The following is a 24,219-nucleotide window of genomic DNA, read 5'->3' as shown; positions in this document are numbered from 1 at the left end:
AAACTCAAAAAATGAGTTTAAATTCTTAAAAATTATAAAGAATACACGCTTAATGATATTTCTTCTAAAGCCTTTAAATAAGCTTTTGCAATATCAAGATTTGTAAAGCTTGCAACCTTACTCTCACTTGCTGCGCGTCTTATTTTAAATCCATCACTAAGGCTATTTTTTGCATCTCTTGGAGTATTAATTACTAATGTAATTTCTCCATTAACAATTTTTGAAATTATGTCATCTTCATCGCCTAATTTATTAACACTAATTGCATTAATTCCATGATTATTAAAATAAATTGCTGTATTTTTAGTAGCTAAGATTTTATAACCTAAGTTCATAAATCCACGAGCAAGCTCAAGTGAATCAGCCTTATTTTTATCATCAATACTAAATAATACTCCGCCAAATTCTTCTATTCTAACGCCACTTGCAACAAGACCTTTATAAAGTGCTTTGTTTGCACTTGTGCTAGTTCCCATAACTTCTCCAGTGCTTTTCATCTCAGGCCCTAAAACTGTATCAACTAAAGATAATTTTGAGAAGCTAAATACAGGAACTTTTACATAATACATTCCTTGTATTTCTTCAAATTCTTTAGTAATTCCTTGCTCTTTTAGGCTTATTCCTAAAGCAGCTTTTAAAGCTATATTTGCTAGGTTTTTATTAATTACTTTACTTAAAAACGGCAATGTTCTTGAAGCTCTTGGATTTACTTCTAATACATAAAGTTTATTTTCAAAATATACAAATTGTATATTTAAAAGTCCTTTGATTTTTAAAGCAAGTGCAAGTTTTTTAGTGTAATTAATAATTTCTTCTTTTACCTCATCACTTATACTAACGCTAGGAGTTATTGCTGTGCTATCTCCACTATGCACACCTGCTCTTTCAATATGCTCTAAAATACTTGGTATATAAACATTTTCTCCATCACAAATAGCATCTACTTCAAGCTCTTTTCCACATAAATATTTATCAATTAATATAGGTTTATCAAGGCTTACTTCTGTTGCTTCTTGCATATATTTTTTAAGTTCTTCATCGTTAAATACAACTTGCATAGCTCTACCACCTAAAACAAACGATGGACGAACTAGCACAGGATAGCCTATTAAATTAGCATTTTTGATAGCTTCATCAACACTAATTGCAGTAATTCCTTTAGGTTGATTTAAGCCTAAATCACTCATTAATTTTTCAAATAATTTTCTATCTTCAGCAGTATTTATGCTATCTAAACTTGTGCCTAAAATCTTAACTCCATTTGCTTCTAAAAACTCAGCTAAATTAATAGCAGTTTGACCACCAAAACTAACAATTACTCCTAAAGGTTTTTCAATATTAATAATTTCTAAAACTTCTTCATTGCTTAAAGGCTCAAAATAAAGCTTATTAGCTACGCTATAATCAGTTGATAATGTTTCAGGATTGTTATTAATTATTATTGCTTCATAGCCCATTTCTTTAATAGCCCAAATAGCATGCACGCTAGAATAATCAAACTCAATTCCTTGACCAATTCTAATAGGACCACTTCCTAAAACTATTATTTTTTGCTTATTGCTAATTTCATTTGTGTCTTTAAATTCTTTATTATAAGTTGAATAAAAACTTGGAATTAGATTTTTATAATCCATCGGCTGAACGCATTTATAAATAGGTCTTATATTATTTTTAGCTCTTAGTTCATACACTTCTTTTTGCTTGCATTCCCAACGATGTGCGATAATTTTATCAGCTAGTCCTATTTGCTTAGCTTTTGTAAGTGCTTGAATATCAAATTTTTTCTCTTTTAATTCGTGTTCTGTATCAATGATTTGCTTAAATGTGTCTATAAATAATCTTTGCATTTTAGTAAGATTCATAATCTCATCAACACTAATTCCACGCCTTAAAGCTTCTCCTATGAAAAATATTCTTTCATCTCCAGCTTTAATTAAACGCTTTTTGATTTTTTCATCTGTGTATGTTTCGCCGTTTTTAAGACCTAGATGACAAATTCCATATTCAAGTGATTTAATAGCTTTTAAAATACTTTCAGCTAGGCTAGTTCCTAAGCCCATTACTTCACCCGTTGCTTTCATTTGAGTGCCTAAATAACGATTAGCATCTTTAAACTTATCAAATGCAAATCTAGGAGCTTTAGTAACTATATAATCAAGATTTGGTTTATACTCAAGATAGCTTAAGCCACTTGCTTCATTTTTAATCTCATCTAAAGTTTTGCCTATTGCGATTTTTGCTGCGATTTTTGCTATAGGAAATGAAGTTGCTTTACTAGCTAAAGCACTTGAGCGTGAAACTCTAGGATTTACTTCAATAATAAAATATTCTTTTGTAATTGGGTTTAAAGCTATTTGAACATTACAACCACCTTCAATTTTTAATGCTCTTATTAATTTAATAGCAACATCTATCATTTGTTGTTTGATTTTTGGCTCAAGTGTTTGAGTTGGCGCAACAACCAATGAATCACCTGTATGAATTCCAACAGGGTCAATATTTTCCATATCGCAAATTAATATAGCATTATCAGCTCTATCTCTTATAACTTCATATTCAAGTTCTATAAATCCTGCTATTGATTTTTCAATTAAACATTGTCTAGTAGGAGAATAAATTAAGCCTTCGCTAGCTATTTTTTTAAGTTCAGCTTCATTTTCACAAATTCCGCCACCAGTTCCACCCATAGTAAATGCTGGACGAACAACAACAGGATAACCACATTCATTAGCAAAAGAAATTGCACTCTTTGTATTATTTACAATAACACTTGGTGGAACAGGTTCATTTAATTCATTCATTAATGCTCTAAATAATTCTCTATCTTCAGCCTTATTAATAGTATCTAAGCTAGAACCTAATACTTTTATATTATATTCTTTTAAAATCCCTGCTTTATCTAATTCTATTGCCATATTTAAAGCAACTTGTCCGCCTAAGGTAGCCAAGATTGCATCAGGGCGAGTTTTTTTAATAACCTTTGTTACAAATTCTAAAGTAATTGGCTCTATATAAATCTCATCAGCAATATTTTTATCAGTCATAATAGTAGCTGGGTTTGAATTGATTAATATTACATATTTACCTTCTTCTTTAAGCGATAAACAAGCTTGAGTTCCTGCATAATCAAACTCTGCTGCTTGACCAATTATAATAGGACCACTTCCTATAACTAAAATTTTATTTACATCTTGCATTTTATTCTCCTTTAAAAATAATTTTTCCATCACAAATTGTAAGCTCTACTTTTGAGCTTAATACACTTCCTAAATAAGGCGTATTCTTGCCTAAACTAACGATTTCATCTTCTTTTAATTCCCAAGTTTTATCTAAATCAATTACTACAATATCAGCTATCGAACCAACTTTAAGCTCCCCTGCATTTTCTAAATTAAATATTTTTTTAGGATTAGTGCTAAAAGCGTTTAGAATTGTCTCAAGTTTTACTAAATTAGTTTTTACTAATTTTGTATAAAGCAATGAAAACGCAAACTCACTTCCTATAATTCCAAAATAAGCCTTATTAAATCCACCTTGCTTTTCGTCTTTTGAATGTGGTGCATGATCTGTTGCTATTACTTCAATTATGCCTTCATTTAAAGCATTTATTAAATAATCTCTATCAGCTTTGCTTCTTAAAGGCGGATTCATCTTCCACATTCCATTATCTTCTTTAATATCTTCATCACAAGAAATTAAATGATGTGGAGTTACTTCACAACTTATATTTACTCCAAGTTTTTTGCCAAACTCAACCATCGCAACACTTTCTTTAGCACTTATATGACATACATGATAATTTGAATTGCATTCTTTACAAAGTAGCATATCTCTTGCAACTTGCACGCTCTCGCTTGAACTTGAAATTCCTTTAATTCCTAATTTTTTAGACTGAACTCCATCGTGCATATGACCGCCTTCAACTAGGTCTAAATCTTCGCAATGTGCAATTACATATTTATTTAATTTCGCACATTCTTTCATTGCGTCTTTCATAATTTTTGCATTTGCAACACCTCTTCCATCATCGCTAAACGCAAAAACAAAAGGAGCTAATTGGCTAAAATTAACTAAGCTTTGACCTTTTTCTTCCATAGTAATAGCTCCATAAGGAAGAACTTTCATACAAGAATCTTTTTGAATTAAATCTAATTCAAGTTTTAAATTCTCTAAAGTATCAGGCACAGGTTTTAGATTTGGCATAGCACAAGCTGTAGTAATTCCACCTTTTGCATTCGCCATTGAGCCTGTTTTTATGCTCTCTTTGTGTGAATATCCTGGCTCTCTTAAATGCTGATGAATATCAACAAAACCCGCACTAACAAGCTTACCTTTAACATCAATTATTTCTCCACTATAATCAATATTAGGAGCTATTTTTACTATTTTTTTACCTTCAATTAAAATATCAGTTTCAACAAATTTATTATCTATAAATGCATTACAATTTTTAAGAAGCATTTTAAATCCTTTCATATACATAATCAAGTATTGCCATTCTAGCAAATACACCATTACTCATTTGGGTAAAAATCTTTGATTTTTCACATTCAACCAAACAACTATCAATCTCTACTCCACGATTAATTGGGGCTGGGTGCATTATGATTGCATCATTTTTTAATCTTTTATAATTATTAGTTGTAAGTGCGAAAGATTTTCTATATTTTTCTAAATCTAATTCATTTTTATCGTGTCTTTCGTGTTGAATGCGTAAAAGCATACAAACATCAACCTCATCTATAATTTCATCTAATTTATAGTATTCATTATAAGAATTATCTTGATAAATAGGAGGTGCAGCTAAAAATACTTTAGCTCCAAGTCTTTCAAGCGCATCTTTGTTTGATTTTGCTACACGAGAATTTTTTATATCTCCAACTATTGCTATTTTTAAACCACTAAAAGTATTAAAATGCTCATAAATCGTTACTAAATCAAGCAAACATTGAGATGGGTGTGCTCCACTTCCATCACCTGCATTAACCACTTTAGCATTAAGTCCTACTAAATCATCAAAATAATTATTTTGTTTATGTCTAATTACTAAAACGCTAGTTCCAAGACTTTCAAAAGTCTTGCAAGTATCATATAAACTCTCGCCTTTATTTACACTTGAACTACTAGCAGAAAAATTAAGCACTCTAAAGCCAAGCTTAAGCTCAGCAACTTCAAAACTTGTCCTTGTTCTTGTAGAATCTTCAAAAAATAAATTAGCTATGATTTGATTTTCATAATTTTTAAAAAAGCCATCGTGTTGTTTGTAATACAAAGCTTTTTTTATAAGCGTATAAAAATCATCATTGCTAAGATTTTTAGTTGTTAAATAATCACGCATTGTCCTTCTCCCACGAGAGTAAGGCCTAACCGCCATTAGAAAACAATTTTAAATAAAGGGGATTGTATAAGTGAAGTTCAAAAAAATCTGTCAATAATAATATTTTAAACTTAAAATAAAATTAATTTTTATAAATTTTAGTAAAAATATATTTTAGGAATTTAAATTCCTAAAATATTTAATTCTCTCTAAAGAATTTTTGTGCCATTTGATTGGCTTTTGCTTTATCACGACCTTTTTTAAAGCTTTTATAAATTCCACTTACATAGTTTTCAAAAGTTTCTTGAGAATCAAGAGCTTTTTCATCTTTTTCTATCTTGGTATAAATACCATTCTCATCAAGCGTGTAAGCTAATTGATTATCACTTAATTGAAGTCTTAAAATCTCTGCTAATTTAGCGTGCAAACTCTCATTTAATATAGGTGTCATTAGTTCAAGCCTACGCTCAAGATTTCTTGGCATCATATCAGCACTGCTTATATAATATTGTGGAGTTGCGTGTTTAAAATAAAAAATCCTAGCGTGTTCAAGATATTTTCCAACTATACTTCTTACTCTTATATTTTCGCTAAATCCTTTAAGATTTGGTTTAAGACAACAAATCCCACGAACTATTAAATCAATGCTTACACCTTTGTTTGACGCTTCATAAAGTGCTTTTATAATGTCTTCATCAACAAGCGAGTTCATCTTCATTATAATTTCACCCTTTTTACCTGCTAGGCTTTCAGTTTTTATCATTTTTAAAATCTGCTCTTTTATCTGAAACGGGCTCATTGATAGAGTTTTTAAGCGTTTATTTTTGCAATAGCCTGTAAGTATGTTAAAAAACGCTGTAATATCAGTATTTGCTATATCAAAATTAGATGTAAAAAAGCTAATATCAGTATATACTTTAGCAGTAGCGGCGTTATAATTACCCGTGCCTAAATGTGCGTAGAATTTAAGCGTGCCATCATCTAATTGGCGAATTACTTGAGTAATTTTTGCATGCACTTTAAACCCTGCTATTCCATATACTACATGAGCTCCTGCGTTTTCTAATTCTTTTGCCCAATAAAGGTTATTTTCTTCATCAAAACGAGCCTTTAATTCAACCATAACCGTAACTTGCTTTCCATCATTAGCTGCGTCCATTAAAGCCTTAATAATTTGCGAGTTTTTTTCTAAGCGATATAGGGTCATTCTAATTGATATTACTTTTGAATCCTTACTAGCTTCTTTGATAAAACTTGCAACTGGGTCAAAACTCTCATAAGGCTGATAGCATAAAATATCTTGCTTATCAATTACTTCAAATATACTTACATTCTCATCAAATGGTGGCAAAATCTTAGGCACATAAGAAGCATTGCATAAATGACTTAATTGCTTATTATTTACGATTTGTAGCATTGATGATAGGGCTAATGGGGTTTTGTATTCGTAAATATCTTTATTAAATACTTTTAAATGTATGCTTAAAAAGTTTTTAATCTCTTCACTAGCACCGCTTTCAATTTGAATTCTAACATAAGCACCTTTTCTTCTAAGTTTTAAGCCTTGCTCAAGTAGCATCATAAAATCATCTGCTTCTTCTTCCTCAATTATAATATCAGCATTTCTAGTTACTCTAAAAGCTGCACTTTCTACCATAGTAAAACCTGGGAAAATATCTTCTAAATGCTCTTTTACCACACTTTCAATAGGAACGAAAAGCCCCCTATCAGCTTCAAAAAATCTAGGCAATACTCTAGGAATTCTAACCATAGCGAATTTATCGTGCTTTTCATCTTCGCTTTTTAACTTAACAGCTAGTGAGAAAGATAGGTTATTAAGTGGTGGAAATGGGTGCGTTGAATCTACTGCAATAGGAACAATTACTGGCATTATGGTGCTAAAGAAATATTCTTTAGCTTTGCCTTTTTGATTTCTTGTTAAATCATTATAAGTTTTAAGCTCCACACCCACTTTTGCTAATTCGCTCATTATAGAAAAATAATTTTGTTCTAAAGTGTCTTTTTCTGCGTGTAAATATTCACGAATAGCGTTTAATTGCTCTAATGGTGGTAGTTCATTTTGTGGCACTACTCCTGCTGCAAAAAGTTGCTTAAGTCCAGCAACTCTAATCATATAAAACTCATCTAAATTCGTGCAATATATACTAATAAATCTTAATTTTTCTAATAAAGGTATTTTTTTATTGCACTGATCAAGCACCCTTGAATTAAACTTGAGCCACGATAATTCTCTATTAAAAACCAATTCCTTCTTCATTAATTATCCTTAATTTATAAAACCACTTGCTACTACTAAATCACCTTGATAAAATACTGCTAATTGTCCTTTTGCTAAAGCATATACGCTTTCTTCTAATAATACTTTTTTTTCATTTTTTAGCAATTTACAAGGCACTTCTTTAGTGTTATATCTGATTTTTACCTTGCAATCAATCTCATCAAAATCACAAAAAGCATTTACATTTTTTAATTGAAATTCTTTTACAAATAATTCTTCTTTTGAACCTACTATTATTACATTTTCTTTCGCATCAATTTCTAATACATAATGTGGAGTTAATGCACCTTTTACACTAAAACCACGCCTTTTACCGATAGTATAGTGCATATAGCCTTCGTGCTCTCCTACAACTTCGCCCTTAGTATTTTTTACTAAGCCTTTTTGATTAACTTTTACATAATCTTTTAAAATATCGGTGTAATTTGTGGTTACAAAACATATTTCAGAGCTTTCTTTTTGTTCGCTGATTGATTTTAACATAGGGATTTTTAGTGCTTGTTCTTTTATGTCTTTTTTAAATTTATCCCCTAGTGGAAAAAGCACATAATTTAGACTTTCTTTATTTACATTTGCTAGAAAATATGTTTGGTCTTTGCTTAAATCTACGGCTTTTTTAAGCATATTGTTTTCTATTTGAGCGTAATGTCCTGTTGCTAACTTTGCATTTTTGCTTTTAGCATAGTCTAATAATGCTCCTAGTTTTATTTTTTGATTGCATAAAGCACAAGGATTTGGAGTAAGTCCATCTTCATAAGTCTTAATAAATGGATTAAAAACTGCTTTGCTAAATTCATCAGTAAAATCAATAATATCATAAGAAATTCCTAAAAAATCAGCCACTCTTTGTCCATTTTCTATATTTTTTTCGTGGTAGTTTAAACGATTGTGTAATTTCATATAAACACCACTTACATTAAAACCTTTTTCTTTAAGCATAAGAGCTGTATAAGAGCTATCAACCCCACCACTCATTGCTAAAACTACATTCATATAATTTCCTTTCCATCTAAATACATATTTTTTATTTTATTCGTTCTTAAAATTATTTGAGCTAATACATTATCCTTATCATAGCCAAAATCATCTAGCAAGATAAAATCTGCCTTAGCACCATTGCTTAATGGCTTTAAGCCATTTAAAAATAAATGAGAATTATCAAAACAAGCCGCCTTATAAATTATGTAAGCTAATTCGTTTAATTCAAATTCATTATGAGTAAATATAAAAGCTCTTAGCTCATCAAACATATTTAAACTATTATTTGAGCTAAGCCCATCTGTGCCTATGCTAAGATTTAAATCATTTGCTAAAAGATTTTTAAGCTTAATTGCACGAGAGCCTAAAAATCTATTTGATTTAGGACAAGTCGTGATTATATGATGAGATTTAAAAATACTAAAATCATCAACATAATTACAATGAGTAAAAATAGCTCTTAAATCATCAAATCCACTTAAAAAATCCTTAGCAATTAAACTAGGATTAAATCTAGCTAAGTAATTGCTTAAAGCATTACTTTTGCCTTGCAAATACTCCTTTTCATAAGCACTTTCTAAAAAATGTGTGCTGATTAATAAATCATTTTTCTTAGCAAAATTAAGTGCGTATTCATAAGTCTTATCGCAAATTGAATAAGGACTATGCAATGATATATGGTTATTAAGGTTTGAAAATCTTGAAAATCTCTCTTCAAAACTCTTAATATTGTTTTTTAAAGTTTCATCATTAGCACCTAAAATCTCGTGAAAAATAATGCTTTTTATCTTGCTATTTGATAGGATTTCTAGGTTTGCTCCAAAACTTGAAATTTCGCCTAGATACCCTACCCCGCTTTGCATTAGAATTTCAATTTGTCTATTAATCTCTTTACTTAATAAATCTTTATTTATCGCTTCACGATTTTTGATAATGCTCTCAAGCCATTTTGCAAAATCTCCATAATAAAGCTTAGATAGACAAAACTCCAAATGTGAATGCAAATTGCACAATACTGGGCTTAAAATATATTCGCTTTTATCAATTATTTGAGCGTTTTTGTATTCACTTAAAGCCTTGTTAAAATCACATATTTTAATAATCTCTTCATCAAATACTAAAGCTTTATTGGTTTGTAAAAATTCATCTTGGCTAAAGTCTAAAATAGCCTTAGTTTTCATAATTTTAATCATTTTTTTCCTTTATGAAATATTACGAAACTTTTTTTAATAAATGTTGTTAAAAATAGCAAATCGGATAATAAAAATCCTTTTTAGATAAAAATTTAATCCATAATTTAAATTCTTTTGATTAAAAATATGTATTAAAGCTTGATAAAATCACCAATTTTAAAGTATTGCTCATAATATTCAGATAATTTTAAAACCCCTTCATTACCCATTACTAAGGCACTATCATTATGAATTTTAAGAGCAGAACCATACGGCAGAGCAAAAACAGAAGAATTTTGATTTAGCTTAAAATATTCATAAAGCTTCATTGAATATTCCCTATCTTGAGGGATATATTCAGTGATTATTTGGTATTTTAAAATACCTAAAGCTTGCAAATTACTAGGATACAATATAGGTAAATCATTACAAGTTTTAATATCTTCTGATAATACACTAGCCCCAGCACCCCAACCAGCATAGGTTATAGAATTTTCTATTTTATCTTTTAAAATATCTAATAAATTTAGCTTTTGTAATCTATGCAAAAGAACAAATAAATTACCGCCACTTACTAATATCCCATCGCTATCGTTTAATATATTAATAGGGTCATTGTGTATAGAAACTATTTTTGAGTTTATTTTATTTTTAAGAGTTTTTTCGTATTCATCAAATCCATCAATTACTTGAGCATAAGGAACTAGAGCTATTTGTTTAGTTTTAGCAAAAAAATCATTTAATATACTAGCACACCAATCAAAAGAATCTAAGTTTTTATATCTATCACTGCTTAATAATAAAATATTTCTCATACTATTTTCCTTTTAAAACTCATATCTATAATTAATCATACTTGTATAATTTAAACTATCATAAAAATTATGATTTGAATTTTGCTTATCATAAATCAAAGCGAAACTCAAAGATTGATTATAATCTAATTTATAATCAAAAATACTAGAAATAACTATTTCATTATCTTTTCTTTTTGAATAATAAGATGAATCAACCTTTTTATAAATTGTATGATTATAACCAAAACTTGGCTTAAAACTAACTTTATTTAATATAGGAATAATAGCCCCGATTTTTATACCATAATTTTTAAAATCAGAATTAGCACTAAAACTATCTTTTGCATTTTCTAAATCATAATTTAAATTAAAATAATAAATATTATCATTATATGCAAAAACATTATTAAGACCTAAAGAATGATGGATAAAATTAGAATCTTTATCCATACTATCAGCAAATATTCCTTTAGATAAATCATAAGAAATTAAATATAAATAATTATCATTTACATTATTTTCATAATTAATACCCATATTTAAGCTATGCAAAAACGCAGCTCTTCTAAGTAATACAAAATCATAACTAGCATTTAGAGTAATTTTGTGATTATCCCTTACATAGCTTGGATTAATTGCTAATGTTAATACATTTAAATCAGGATAATTTTCGCTTTTATTTTTTAAATATTTTTTATTATTTAAACTCGCATAAAGCTCTGCAAAATAATTATTTCCTAAATCTAAATTATAAGCACCATCTATATTAAAATTAAAACTTAAAGAACCACTTGCTTTTTCATTTTTAAAATTTCTAATCTTCTCACCAACAAAATCAGTGAAATTATCATTGCCATAAAGTGGGTTTGTATCATAAGCAAAACCCAAATTAAGTCCTATAAAATAAGGCTTAGCAACTTCTTTTGTAAAATTATCTAAATTATTTAGCATATTATTAATTCTAACTTTTTGAGTAGAACTTAAATCCAAATTATTTAGCATATAATTTAATTCATCTCTCATAAGTTCAGGATTATTATTTTCATAATACAAATTAGCTATTGAAAATCTAGCTTCAATATTGTTTTCATTAATAATTAAAACCCTATCATAAGCTGCAATTGCTTCTTTTGTATCTTTTAATTTTTCAGCACTTTTTGCCAAAATTAGGTTAAGTTTTTCATCACTACAATCAATCTCACATTGAGCTTTAGCTAATTCTAAAGCTTTTTTATAATTTTTCTTATTAAACTCATCTATATAATTAGCAAAAGCAAGAGAGCTTATTAAAAATGATAAAATAATCTTTTTTATCATTTTTGAACCCCGTAAGTAGAATTTCTTTGCCTATTGTTTTGATAGTCTTTACCATTTAAATATCCCTTATTTGCATAATTTATTTTATTTTGTATGCAATAAGTATTGCCATTACATATTTTAATGATATCTTTAGATATTGAATTAGTATCTAAATCCTTTATTCTTTCATTATTGTATTTATAATTATTTTTATAATCTTGATAATTTTTATTTTGATAGTATTCTTGTTTTGCTTTTATCATTTCTTCTTTAGAATTTAAAAACTCATTAAAACTTTCACTATTTTTATAAGATTGTTTAGTATTTACTTGACTTTCTTTACCTGTATTAATAGTTTCAAATTCCTTAGGCACTATCTTTTCAATCTTAATAACCTTATCATTATCAAATCTTAATTGATTTCCTGCTTGAACTAAAGAAGTTTTATTTCCTACTTTAACATCTATTGCACCTTCTAAACAACCTACTTTATCAACCTTTCCAAGACTTCCAACAAACACGGTTCCTCTAATTCCAATCGTCGCTGTTTTTGCTTGAAATTCAAAATTCTTTCTAGCTATTTTTGAAATATTTCCCGATATTACCTTAAAATGCCCATTATTTACTTCAAGACTTACTTTTGATTTTTTACCATCAATTACATAATCTTTAATATTTAAAGTTGTATTTTTACCTAGCGTAACTATTGTATTATCTATGAATTTAATTTGTAATTTTGCATTATTTTTTGTGATTATTTTGTCATTTTCTTCTAAAATATCATTTGTTTTTGCAATTCTTTCTTTGTTGTCACTTAAAATTACAACATCTCCTCTTAATGTAACTATTTTTCCAATATTTGCGAAAAGTGAGCTTGCTACAAACACAATTAAAGCTATTTTGTTCATATTTTCTCCTATTTTTATAATTTGATTACATTAAAACTACTTGGTTTTAATTTTTCTAATTTGATAATTCCTAAATTTTTATAGTGTAATCTCTCTCCTTTTTTTAAATTATATTTTTTACCGCCTACTCCAACTTCAATTTCTCCTGAAATACAATTAACAAAACCATTATTAACATCTCCACTAAATCTAGTTCCACGAATGCCAATGGTCGCTGTATTTGCTTGGAAAGTAAAGTTTTGTCTAGCTAGCTTAGAAATCTCTCCACTTACTAAATCGTAGCTTCCTTTTTTAGCTTTCAAATTCACTTTAGAATTTGCTCCATTAATTAAATATTTATTGATTTGTAAAGTTGAGTTTTTACCTAAAGTAAGAGTAGTATTATCTATAAATTTTATTTGAACTTTTGCATTATTTTTAGTAAGAATAATATCGTTTTCTAATAGCTCATAATTTTTATGATTTACATTAATTGTTGATTGATTTCTTAAAACCTCAACATCTCCTACATAATTTACAATACTTCCAACATTAGCAACTAATGAAATTGAAAAAAACACCAATAAAAGCAAAATACGCATAATAAGTCCTTTTTTAAGATTTAATCAGTGATTTTATGATATTAACTTTAATTATAAATTAAAAATATATTAAATAAAAAATATAATCAAAAGTAAATTTTATTTATAAAATAATAAATTTATAAATAATTCATCACAATAATTTTTATCTTATTGTGATGAAAGAAGATTAGAAGTTATATCTATATACTAGGTTAAAGCTATAATCTATGTTTAGATTACCACCGAATGTTTTTTCAAATTCTAAGCCTATATTTGAACGATTATTTAGCTTATAAGAGCTTGATAAATTAACAAATACTCTTGAATCTCTTTTACCATTATTAATGCTTATAGTATCTAAATCTTTTATAGTTTTCTTAGAATTATTTACCAAATCACTAGCAAGTCCAACGCCTGCTCTAAGTGATAAATCATTTTTATTAAAACCTGTAAAAATAGCTGTTTTTAAATTAAGTGGGATAAAAGAATCTGATTGTAAATATAATTTTTTATCACTGCTTGTTAATTCTTGCTTACTTACATAACCTGTTATTAATTCAATTTGTGGTTCTAAATAAAAATTATTAAAATCTTTTCTATATCCAATCTCAGCACTAGCTAAAAAAGTATAAGAATTATTTGGTTTTAAAGAATTTGTAACTTCGTTTTGATTTTTAACATATAAATTAAAATCATTTTTATAATTTATATATTTTGCTATTACATCAAAATACAATCCATTATCATATATAGTGCTAGAGTATGCTCCAAAACCATAACCTTTTATACTGCCATCTAAATTATCACTTAAACTATATTTACTAGCATTAAAAATAAGCCCTGTGTAATTTACATAATTATTGCCTTGATTTAATTTATCAGCACCTAATTGCATTTCATAAAACTTAGTCTTGTTTGCGTGTTCGTAAGAGCTTTGACCTGTATAAGCTCTAAACCAAATTCCAGCATTTGCATCTGTGTTATTTCTTAATTCCCCCATTCTTTTTTGCAAGTTATTCCATTCTAATACATAGCTAAAAAATACTTGATTTAACGAGCTATCAATCATTTGTGTAACTTCTTTATTTTCTTGAACGAAGAAATAATCTTTAACACTAGGCTTATTTAAATCATCGTTAGGTTTAGTAGGTTCTGGTTTAGGTTCTGGATTTGTTTCTGGCACAATAGGAGTTGTATTTTCAATATCTTCTTTATTTACCTTTACTAAATACCAATTAGCTTTGCCATTTTCATTAACAAACTCAACATTAGGTGTATAAATACTGATATTTTCTTTATAATCAAGTGCTTTTAAATAATCATTATTAATAGTATTGTTAGTATTTACAAGACTTGCTAATAAAAACTTATTAGCATTAGCTAAATCAGGTTTAATCATAAAAGTATTTTGCCCACCTAGTGTGCTTATACTTGATATTAGAGTATTGTTTAAACTAAACATAAAATTAGTCTTGCTAGCATTTAAATTAGCTACATTTATATTTGCATCAATATTTGCATTATTTAAGTTTAAAGTAGAATTATTATCTTCTGTGATTATAGAACCACTAAAATTAGAATTATTCATAATGCTAAGAGTTGAATTATTTTTTAATTTCACATTTGCAGTCACTTCAATATCTTTTGCAACTGAACTAAACTCATTAGCAAAAGAAGTAAATACTAAAGAGCTATTTATATGATTTGCATCATATTTATCAAGATAAATCAAATTCTCTCCTATGCTAAGATTTGATTTATCTAAAGTAATATTACCTGATGTTAAATTGCTATGTTTTAATATTTTAAAGGTTGAATTATTTAGATTTATATTATTTATTTTGCTTGTTCTATTTTCGTATTCATCTTGAGTATTTGTATTAGGAGCAGTATTTACACCTAAAGAATTAGCTAAAGATTGATTTAGAAAATAAGAATGCTCTAAAGGATGACCTTGTAATATCGTAGTTCCACCATTTACACTTAATTCATCAGCTTTTATTTCTCCATCAAATACAAAAGTCTTAGAATTATTCAGTTTTAAATTAATATTATCGCTAATTTGTCCATGATAAATACCTATATCATTAGTGTTATTTATACTTAGAGTTGATTTTTTAGAATTTGAATTAATAATCTTAGTTCTAAAATCATTTGCTTGAATTTTATCAAAACTTAAATCAACTCCATTTAAATCCAAATATCCACCATTAAAAACTAAATTAGCATTATTAATTTGATTTGCATTAGTTATTTTTAGCCCTGCATTGTTTAGAAGATAAATTGAACTAAACGCTTTATTGCTTGTATTTAAAATCGTTAGCCCTTCGCCACTTCTTAATCCACCTGCACTTTCTTTGCTAATTTCTAGCGTTCCTTTTCCCATTTTATGCAAATTATCATTAGCTGCTGTTTTTGCATTAAAATTAAGTGTCTTACCATCATCTATCACAACTCCACCCAATAAAACTTCTTCGCCATTTAAAGTAGAATTATCTTTAAAATAAAACACACTTGAGCCAAAATTTTCATTATTGTTTAAAGCAATACTTGCAGCTTTACTAAATACTAAATCTTTATTATTTTCATTATATTTATCTTTAATATTTGAATATATATCATTTGAATTATAAGAATTACCACTTAAAGTAGCAGTAAAATCATTCTTAAAATCATTAATTATAAAACTATTTATAAGGGCATATTTTGTATAAGAGCAAGTTGTATTATCATCACCACAATCGCTTCTACTAACTACTCCAATTACTAGCCATTCTTTTTTCAGATTATCCCATACATAAATAGCACTTCCACTATCTCCTGGAGCTGAAGTATTTGAAAAATCAAGCCTTATATCTTTATAATAATCCTTTGCACTTAAATGTAAATATCCTGTTTCTGTTTTGCTTTTATCTTCATCTACATATAAAATTCCGCCGGTTAAAAACTCTGAAGGATCAGCTACTTTTTTAGGAAAAATATTTGTATTAATATTACCAATTTTTTGAATTCCACTACCAGTTCTTGCATATACGCTAAATCTTTCTGGATTATTTAAAATTTCACCTTTTCCTATATTATTATCATCTTTTTCACCGCTTGTTTTAATATATTCTTTATAAGCATCAATATCCCACTTACTAGAACTATTTTTATTAAAATACTTATCTTGATATATTACATTTTGGTCATTTTTTAAATTTTCACTAACATTTGTGTTTTTAAAATAAAATTCTTTATCAATTAGCTTTGCACTTTCATTGATATTTAATTTACTCATTTTAATTACCGCAAAATCTTTTAAATCATCAACTTGAACTAATTCACTACAAGATTTGTTCCATTTAAGATAATCTTTAAAATTTGTATCACTTGCTACTACTTTTGATTTTACTAAGCCAAATTCATATTCTTTATCTTTTTGTATTAAATAAGGTCTATATGTAGGACTAATCATATGAGCTGCAGTGATTGCAAAAGAGCCACCTATATTAGTAAGCTCGCCCATCAAATCTCCTGTAGTATTTGCTGCATTAAAACTTGGCATAGGAACTTTAAAATCAATAGTTTTTCCATAAATATCTGTAACTTCTATATTATTACCTACTTTAAATTTGCCTTTGTTATTTCCAAAATCTAAATAATCTTGATAAGCAAAATTAGGATTTACAACACCTGCAAATAAATTAACACTAAGTAAAATGGCACTATATTTGATTTTCATAGTGGCTCCTTATATTAAAATTATGTTTTATAATAATATCAATATACTTTAAATTCTCTTTAAAGAATAATTTTTATTAAAGGAAAAAATATGAAATTATTAAGCATAGCTTTAGAAAATTCTGCAAATTCTCATCTAAAACATATATTAAAAAAATTAGATAATATAGAATTATACGGGATTTATGATATTAATTTAAAAAATGAAATTCCTATTTTAAATTCTAATAATTATTGTGATTTTACAGAATTTAATGCTATGGGTTTTGTGCAGATTTTGCCACTTATTTTAAAAGCAAAAAAAGCTATAAAAGATTTGGTTCAAATAGCACTTAATGACAAAATTGAAAAGATTTTATTAATTGATTCTCCTGCTTTTAATATACCATTTGCAAAAGCCTTAAGAAAAGCAGGTTTTAAAGGCAAAATTATTTATTTTATCTTACCACAAGTTTGGGCTTGGAAAAAAGGTAGGATTAAGGTAGTTGAGAGTTTATGTGATGAGCTAATTGGGATTTTGCCTTTTGAAAATCAGTATTTTAAAAAATCTCATTATTTTGGAAATCCAAGCAATGAAGCATTGAAAGATTATTTTAAAGAAAACTCAAATTCTAAAAAATTAATAGCCTTTTTACCAGGTTCAAGAAAAAGCGAAATCAAATCTTTAATGCCGATTTTTAGGAATTTAAAACAAGATTTTAAAGACTATGAATGCGTAGTTTGTGTGCCAAATTTTTTAAAAGATAGATTAGATTTATATGGGGATTTAAGCGGCTTTACTATCTCATATGATACTAAGGCTACTTTAAAAGAATGCGAGTTTGCTTATATTTGCAGTGGGACTGCAAGTCTTGAAGCAGGGCTTATTGGAAATGCTTTTTGTTTATGTTATAAGGCTAAAATGATTGATTATTTCATAGCAAAAACTTTAGTAAAAATCAAATTTATTGGACTTTGTAATATTATTTTTGATAAGCTTAATTTGGGCGAATTTCATAAAGAATTCATTCAAAATTTAGATAAGACAGAGTTATTAAAAGCATTTGAAAATGCAAATAAAGATGAATTTTTAGAAAAATCAAAAAAATTAAGAGAATTAACTAAAGGTGAAATAGCAAATAATTTAGCAAAATTAATCAAGGAGTAATAGTATGGAAATGATGACACAAAAAGGATATGAAAAATTATTTAAAGAATTAGAGCATTTAAAGGTAGTTGAGCGTCCTAATGTGGTAAAAGAAATTGATATTGCAAGGTCTCACGGAGATTTAAAAGAAAATGCTGAATATCACGCAGCAAGAGAAAAACAAAGCTTTTTAGAAGGCAAAATCGCAGAACTTAGCGAAATTTTAGCAAATGCTAAGATAGTAAATCCAGCAGAATTTAATCACGATAAAGTAAGATTTGGTAGCACGGTTTTGATAATGGATTTAAATACAGAAGAAGAAAAAACATTTAGCATAGTAGGAAATAGTGAAAGCGATTTAGATAAAGGTTATATTAGTATAAACTCACCTATAGCAAAAGCTATGATAGGTAAAGTTGAAGGCGATGAGTTTAATGTAGTATTACCTAAAGGTAAAGCTAGTTATGAAATACTTGAAATTTATTATAAAGAGCTTGATATTTAATGCTTGTATTAAAAGAAGGAGCAATTTTTATAGCCGATGTGCATTATGATAGCACTAGGCTTGATTTTGTAGATTTTATAGATTTTTTAAAAAAGACTAATCCACCACAAGTAATACTTCTAGGAGATATTTTTAATCTTTTAATAGGTGGAATTTCAAGTTGTAAAAACGATAATTTAGATATTATAAAAGCATTAGATGATTTAGCTTTAAAAATAGAAATTATTTATTTTGAAGGAAATCATGATTTTAATTTAACTAAGCTTTTTAACAATGTAAAAATCATTAAAAATCAACCAATTTTAGCAACTTATAACAATAAGATTTTTGCTATATCTCACGGAGATATATTCTTACCAATCATCACTCAAATAGCTTTAAGATTTTTAAGATTTAGCTTTGTAATTTTTATATTAAATTTATTAAATATTTTAAGTTTTGATAAAATTTATCAAAAGATTTGCAATCAACAAAAGGTAAAAAAGCTATATAAAAAATTAAATTTTTTTAAAAAATTAATGGAATTTAGAATTAAAAAATATAAAAATTTTTTTATAAAAAAAGGCGTAAATATTGATTATATAATAGAAGGGCACTTTCATCAAGGAGATGAGTATTGCTTAGAAAATATAAAATATAAGAATTTAGAAGCTTTTGCAAATGACCGAAGTTTTTTTATACTAGAATATGGCTTTATAAAAAAATATAACTTACCCAGAAAGGAGTAAATATGGCAGAAGATAAAGTCTTAAAGGCTGATTCTAATGAAATGGAACTTGTAGATTTTCGTATCTATAAACAAGGACAACATAAAGTCTATGAAGGAATTTATGGAGTTAATGTTGCTAAAGTTAAAGAAATCATAAAAATACCTGCACTTACAGAATTACCAGGTGTTCCTGAATATATTGAAGGAGTATTTGATTTAAGAGGAGTTGTAATTCCTGTAATAAATTTAGCTAAATGGATGAATATAATTGAGCCAAAAGATATGGTATTAAAACCTAGAATTATTATTGCTGAATTTTCAAATATTATGATAGGTTTTATAGTTCATGAAGCAAAAAGAATTAGAAGAATTAATGCAAGTGATATTAGAGGTTCTGATTTTTCAACAAATACAGGCGGATTTGATAAAAGTCAAATAACAGGAATTGCTAAGATTGAAAATGATGAAGTTTTATTAATCTTAGACCTTGAAAGAATTGTTGAAGAGCTTGGAATTTACTCTCCAAAAATTGATATAGAAGAAAAAGAAATCAAAAAAATGACAGGAACAGCAGTTGTATTAGATGATAGCTCAACTGCTAGAAAATTAGTTCGCGATGCACTTGATAAAATGGGCTTTAAAGTAATTGAAGCAAAAGATGGTGTAGATGGACTTAATAAAATGAATGAACTTTATGAAGCATACAAAGGCGACATTGCTAATCAAGTAAAAGTTATTATTAGTGATGTTGAAATGCCACAAATGGACGGATTTCACTTCGCTTCAAGAGTTAGAGAAGATATTAGATTTAAAGGTATTCCAATTATCTTCAACTCATCTTTAAGCAACGAATTTTCAACTCTGAAGAGTAAAGATGTAGGTGGAGATGCCTTTTTAACCAAATTTGATGCTAATGTATTTTACAAAGAAGTATCAAGAGTAATTGAATCATATATTAATAAGTAAGGAGCGTAAATATGGAAGATATGCAAGAGATATTAGAAGACTTCTTAGTAGAAGCTTTTGAATTAATTGAACAAATAGATCACGATTTAGTTGAGCTTGAGAGTAATCCTGAAGATTTAGAATTGCTAAACCGCATTTTCCGTGTTGCTCACACTGTTAAAGGAAGTTCAAGCTTTTTAAACTTTGATGTTTTAACAAAACTAACTCATCATATGGAAGATGTTTTAAACAAAGCTCGTCACGGAGAATTGCTAATAACTCCTGATATTATGGATGTTGTGCTTGAATCAATTGATATGATGAAAGACTTATTACATTGTATTAAAGATAATGGCAATGATACAGCAATAAATATGGATATTAGCTCAATTTGTAGCCGTCTAACTGCAATTAGCGAGGGTAAAATTTTAAGCGAAGTTAAGGCTGAGCCAAAAAGTTTAAATGAAAAAATTGAAGAATTAATTGAAAAAGATTCAAATAGTAATGAAGAAGAAGTAGATGTAAATTCTTTAAGTGCTGATGAAGTAGAAGCTGAAATTGAAAGATTGTTAAAACAAAGAAAAGCTGAAGATAAAGCAAGAAGAGAAGAGAAAAAACAACAAGAAGCAGTGGTAGAGACTAAAAAAGTTGAAAAAGTAGTTGAAACACCTGTTGAAAAGCCGGTAGAAAAAATCTCTGAAAGAGCTAGTGAAAAACAAGATACAAGAGAAGCTAGAAATGCGAAACAAGCACCTGTAGCTGCTGATAAAGGCAACTCATCAAATATGGAGCAAACTATTAGGGTTGAAGTAAAAAGACTTGATAACCTAATGAACTTAATAGGCGAACTTGTATTGGGTAAAAATAGACTTTTAAAAATCTATGATGATGTTGAAGAAAGATATGAAGGCGAAAAATTCATAGAAGAATTAAATCAAGTTGTAAATCAATTAAGCGTAGTAACAACTGATATTCAATTAGCTGTAATGAAAACAAGAATGCAACCAATTGCAAAAGTATTTAACAAATTCCCAAGGGTTGTTAGAGATTTAAGCCGTGATTTAGGAAAACAAATTGAGCTTGAACTTGAAGGTGAAGAAACAGAACTTGATAAATCAATCGTAGAAGAAATAGGCGATCCTATTATGCATATGATTAGAAATTCTTGCGATCACGGAGTTGAATCAGCAGAAGATAGAATTGCAGCAGGCAAACCAGAAAGAGGAACGGTTCAGCTAAAAGCATACAATGAAGGAAATCACATAGTAATTGAAATAGCTGATGATGGTAAAGGACTTAATGCTGAAGTATTAAAAACTAAAGGTATTGAAAAAGGAATTATTAGCGAAAGAGAAGCTGATAATATGAGCGATAAAGAGGCTTTCGGACTTATATTTAAACCAGGATTTTCAACTGCTAAACAAGTAACAAATGTAAGTGGTCGTGGTGTTGGAATGGATGTTGTTAAAACAAACATTGATAAGCTAAATGGTATTATTGAAGTAGATAGCGAGTTAGGAAAAGGAACGGTTATAAAACTAAAAATCCCATTAACACTAGCTATCATTCAATCACTACTTGTAAAAACTCAAGAAGAATTCTATGCAATTCCACTTGCTAGTGTTCTTGAAACGGTAAGAGTTGCTATTGATGATATTTATACAATTGAAGGCAAAAATGTTTTAAGACTTAGAGATGAAGTTTTATCACTTGTAAGACTTAGTGATTTATTTGGAGTAAAACAAGTACTTGAAAATAGCGAACAAGCTTATGTAGTTGTTGTTGGTGCAGCAGCTTCTAAACTTGGAATTATAGTAGATACTTTAATAGGTCAAGAAGAAGTTGTAATTAAATCTATGGGATATTATTTACAAAATATCACAGGAATTGCAGGCTCAACCATTCGTGGAGATGGTAATGTTACATTAATAGTTGATGTTGGTGCAATGATGGATATGGCAAAAGATGTTAAAGTAGATATTAAAGCAAGTAGTGAAAGTGGTGCTAAAGTTTCAAAAGAAAAACCAAGTGATTATGTAGTTTTAGCTGTTGATGATTCTCAAATTGATAGAGGAATTATGAAAAAAGCATTAGAACCACTTGGAATTAAAGTAATTGAAGCAAGCAATGGTGTAGAAGCTTTAAATATAGTAAAAAGTGGCGAGCATTCAATAGATGGAATGCTAATTGATATTGAAATGCCAAGAATGGATGGTTACACACTAGCAGCAGAAATTAGAAAATATGCAAAATATAGAAATCTACCACTAATTGCTGTTACAAGTAGAACTAGCAAGAGTGATAGATTAAGAGGCGTAGAAGTAGGAATGACTGAGTATATTACAAAGCCTTATTCTTATGAATATTTAGAAAATGTAGTAAGAAAGAATTTAAAATTAGGATAATGTAATGGAAAGATTAAATCAAGTTTTAAATAGACAACAAGAACAAGTTAAAGGTGCTTCTGGTAGAGATGTAAAAGAAGAACAAATTAGACAATTAGTAGGATTTATGATTGATGAAGAAGAGTATGCAATTCCAATTCTAAGCATACAAGAAATCATAAAGCCTATTGAATACACTAGAGTTCCTAGCGTTCCTGATTATGTATTAGGAGTATTCAATATGCGTGGTAATGTAATTCCATTAATTGACCTTGCAAAGCGTTTTGGCTTGGGTAGTTCAAAACATACTCAACATACAAGATATATAGTTTTAAAAGGTGAAGAAGGAAATATCGGTTTTGTTATTGATAAATTAACAGAAGCTATCAAAATTAAAGAAAGCAATATTGACCAACCACCTGAAACTTTACTTAAAGAAAAAGGTATGATTGATGGGATTGGCAAGCAAGAAAATAGCATTTTAACTATATTAAAAGTTGAAGCTTTAATGAAAAGGGATTTTTAATGAGTGGATATAGCATTTGGTGTGATTTTATTGAAAATAGTTTTTTAGATAATGAATTTTTACAAATGCTAGCTAGTGGCACTATAAATGGTGCTACTAGTAATCCTAGTATATTTAAAAATGCAATTACTACTTCAGCATATTATAAAGAAAGAATTAAGCAATTAAATATAAAAAATAAAGAAGAATTATTTTTAACTCTAGCCTTAGAAGACATTAAAAAAGCAGCTATTAAAATGAGCCATTTATATGCAAAAGATAGCAATAATGGTTTTATTAGTTTTGAAATAAATCCACTAAATAGCAATAATGCAGGTCTTAGTATTGCAGAAGGTTTAAAGATTGCTAATTTAATAAATATGCCAAATTTAATGATAAAAGTGCCGGCAACTAATGCAGGATATGAAGTTATGAATACATTGGCAAGTTATGGAATTAGCATAAATGCTACACTGATTTTTTCTTACGAACAAGCAAAAAAATGTAATGATGCAATAGCACAAGGTATGAAAAAATATAAAGCAAAAAATCCTAATGGAATAATTAATAAAGGTGTAGTTAGTATTTTTGTAAGCAGAGTTGATAGTTTATTAAATAATAGATTTAGTGTTAAAAACCAAATAGGAATTCAAAACGCAATTTATTCAGCATCTAAAGTAGATAGTGAAAATATAAGAGCTTTATTTGCAAGTACAGGAACAAAAAGTAATGATTTAAGTAAAGATTATTATTTAAAAGAACTAGAATTTAATAACACTATAAATACAGCTCCAATTAATGCTATAAATGCCTATAAACCTAGTAAAACTATAAAGAATTTAAATCAAGAAATAATTTCAAATTCAAAAGATTTTATATTCTCAACTATAAACGAAATTGAGTATAATGCCGCTTGCAAAAAACTTTTAGAAGATGGATTAATCCAATTTGAAAAAGCATATATAGATATTTTAGAAAGTCTTTAAAGG

The 24,219-nt window shown here is 27.9% G+C and carries 18 protein-coding genes; 7 read left to right on the top strand and 11 right to left on the bottom strand.

The window, feature by feature from the left end; all coding sequences use genetic code 11:
* Positions 1-32: 32 nt before the first annotated feature.
* The 11 genes from carB to KJR01_RS02325 all read right to left on the bottom strand — a co-directional run bounded on the left by carB (position 33) and on the right by KJR01_RS02325 (position 17,057).
* Positions 33-3,197 carry a carbamoyl-phosphate synthase large subunit gene (gene carB / locus KJR01_RS02375; protein WP_214116655.1) on the bottom strand — a complete coding sequence of 1,055 codons (3,165 nt, stop codon included), beginning with the start codon at positions 3,195-3,197 and terminating at the stop codon, positions 33-35.
* 1 nt (position 3,198) lies between these two features.
* A complete protein-coding gene (locus KJR01_RS02370) occupies positions 3,199-4,461 on the bottom strand; it encodes a dihydroorotase (protein WP_214116653.1) in 1,263 nt (420 codons plus the stop codon).
* Between the two features lies 1 nt (position 4,462).
* Complete coding sequence (locus tag KJR01_RS02365; protein WP_214116651.1) at positions 4,463-5,338, bottom strand: aspartate carbamoyltransferase catalytic subunit; 876 nt, start codon at positions 5,336-5,338, stop codon at positions 4,463-4,465.
* 178 nt (positions 5,339-5,516) lie between these two features.
* A complete protein-coding gene (locus KJR01_RS02360; protein ID WP_214116649.1) occupies positions 5,517-7,595 on the bottom strand; it encodes an RNA degradosome polyphosphate kinase in 2,079 nt (692 codons plus the stop codon).
* 9 nt (positions 7,596-7,604) lie between these two features.
* Positions 7,605-8,609, bottom strand: a complete 1,005-nt coding sequence (gene mnmA, locus KJR01_RS02355; protein ID WP_214116648.1) for a tRNA 2-thiouridine(34) synthase MnmA — start codon at positions 8,607-8,609, stop codon at positions 7,605-7,607.
* A complete protein-coding gene (mqnF, locus tag KJR01_RS02350; protein WP_214116646.1) occupies positions 8,606-9,787 on the bottom strand; it encodes an aminofutalosine deaminase family hydrolase in 1,182 nt (393 codons plus the stop codon). Before mqnF ends, mnmA begins: the two co-directional genes overlap by 4 nt.
* A gap of 131 nt (positions 9,788-9,918) precedes the next feature.
* Positions 9,919-10,581 (bottom strand): Type 1 glutamine amidotransferase-like domain-containing protein, encoded by a 663-nt coding sequence (locus KJR01_RS02345; RefSeq protein WP_214116644.1) that lies wholly within the window; start codon positions 10,579-10,581, stop codon positions 9,919-9,921.
* A gap of 12 nt (positions 10,582-10,593) precedes the next feature.
* On the bottom strand, positions 10,594-11,880 hold the full coding sequence (locus KJR01_RS02340; protein ID WP_214116642.1) for a surface lipoprotein assembly modifier: 1,287 nt from the start codon (positions 11,878-11,880) through the stop codon (positions 10,594-10,596).
* A complete protein-coding gene (locus KJR01_RS02335) occupies positions 11,877-12,770 on the bottom strand; it encodes a FecR family protein (protein ID WP_214116640.1) in 894 nt (297 codons plus the stop codon). Before KJR01_RS02335 ends, KJR01_RS02340 begins: the two co-directional genes overlap by 4 nt.
* 14 nt (positions 12,771-12,784) lie before the next feature.
* Positions 12,785-13,351 (bottom strand): FecR family protein, encoded by a 567-nt coding sequence (locus tag KJR01_RS02330; protein WP_214116637.1) that lies wholly within the window; start codon positions 13,349-13,351, stop codon positions 12,785-12,787.
* 169 nt (positions 13,352-13,520) lie between these two features.
* Positions 13,521-17,057, bottom strand: coding sequence for a S6 family peptidase (locus KJR01_RS02325; protein WP_214116635.1), 3,537 nt, complete (start codon positions 17,055-17,057; stop codon positions 13,521-13,523).
* 90 nt (positions 17,058-17,147) lie between these two features.
* Here KJR01_RS02325 and KJR01_RS02320 point away from each other — a divergent pair, with 90 nt between their 5' ends.
* From KJR01_RS02320 to KJR01_RS02290, 7 genes are read left to right on the top strand one after another with little or no spacing between them, the layout of a single operon-like run.
* The gene (locus tag KJR01_RS02320; RefSeq protein ID WP_214116633.1) at positions 17,148-18,203 is read left to right on the top strand and encodes a lipid-A-disaccharide synthase; all 1,056 of its coding nucleotides are present in this window, start codon (positions 17,148-17,150) and stop codon (positions 18,201-18,203) included.
* Positions 18,204-18,207: 4 nt separating this feature from the next.
* Complete coding sequence (greA, locus tag KJR01_RS02315; RefSeq protein ID WP_239802743.1) at positions 18,208-18,687, top strand: transcription elongation factor GreA; 480 nt, start codon at positions 18,208-18,210, stop codon at positions 18,685-18,687.
* Entirely contained in the window at positions 18,687-19,415 is a 729-nt protein-coding gene (locus KJR01_RS02310; protein ID WP_214116631.1) for a UDP-2,3-diacylglucosamine diphosphatase, read from the top strand. The genes greA and KJR01_RS02310 overlap by 1 nt, the downstream gene beginning before the upstream one ends.
* 2 nt (positions 19,416-19,417) lie before the next feature.
* Positions 19,418-20,362, top strand: coding sequence for a chemotaxis protein (locus KJR01_RS02305; protein ID WP_214116629.1), 945 nt, complete (start codon positions 19,418-19,420; stop codon positions 20,360-20,362).
* Between the two features lie 11 nt (positions 20,363-20,373).
* Positions 20,374-22,746, top strand: a complete 2,373-nt coding sequence (locus KJR01_RS02300) for a hybrid sensor histidine kinase/response regulator (RefSeq protein ID WP_214116627.1) — start codon at positions 20,374-20,376, stop codon at positions 22,744-22,746.
* A 4-nt stretch (positions 22,747-22,750) separates the two neighbouring features.
* The gene (locus tag KJR01_RS02295; RefSeq protein ID WP_214116625.1) at positions 22,751-23,251 is read left to right on the top strand and encodes a chemotaxis protein CheW; all 501 of its coding nucleotides are present in this window, start codon (positions 22,751-22,753) and stop codon (positions 23,249-23,251) included.
* Positions 23,251-24,216, top strand: a complete 966-nt coding sequence (locus KJR01_RS02290; protein ID WP_214116623.1) for a transaldolase — start codon at positions 23,251-23,253, stop codon at positions 24,214-24,216. Before KJR01_RS02295 ends, KJR01_RS02290 begins: the two co-directional genes overlap by 1 nt.
* Positions 24,217-24,219: the final 3 nt, after the last annotated feature.

Source organism: Campylobacter sp. 2018MI10, assembly GCF_018501175.1.
Classification (GTDB): domain Bacteria; phylum Campylobacterota; class Campylobacteria; order Campylobacterales; family Campylobacteraceae; genus Campylobacter_E.
Note: the sequence above shows the minus strand (reverse complement) of the source record. Positions and strands in the feature narration are given on the sequence as shown.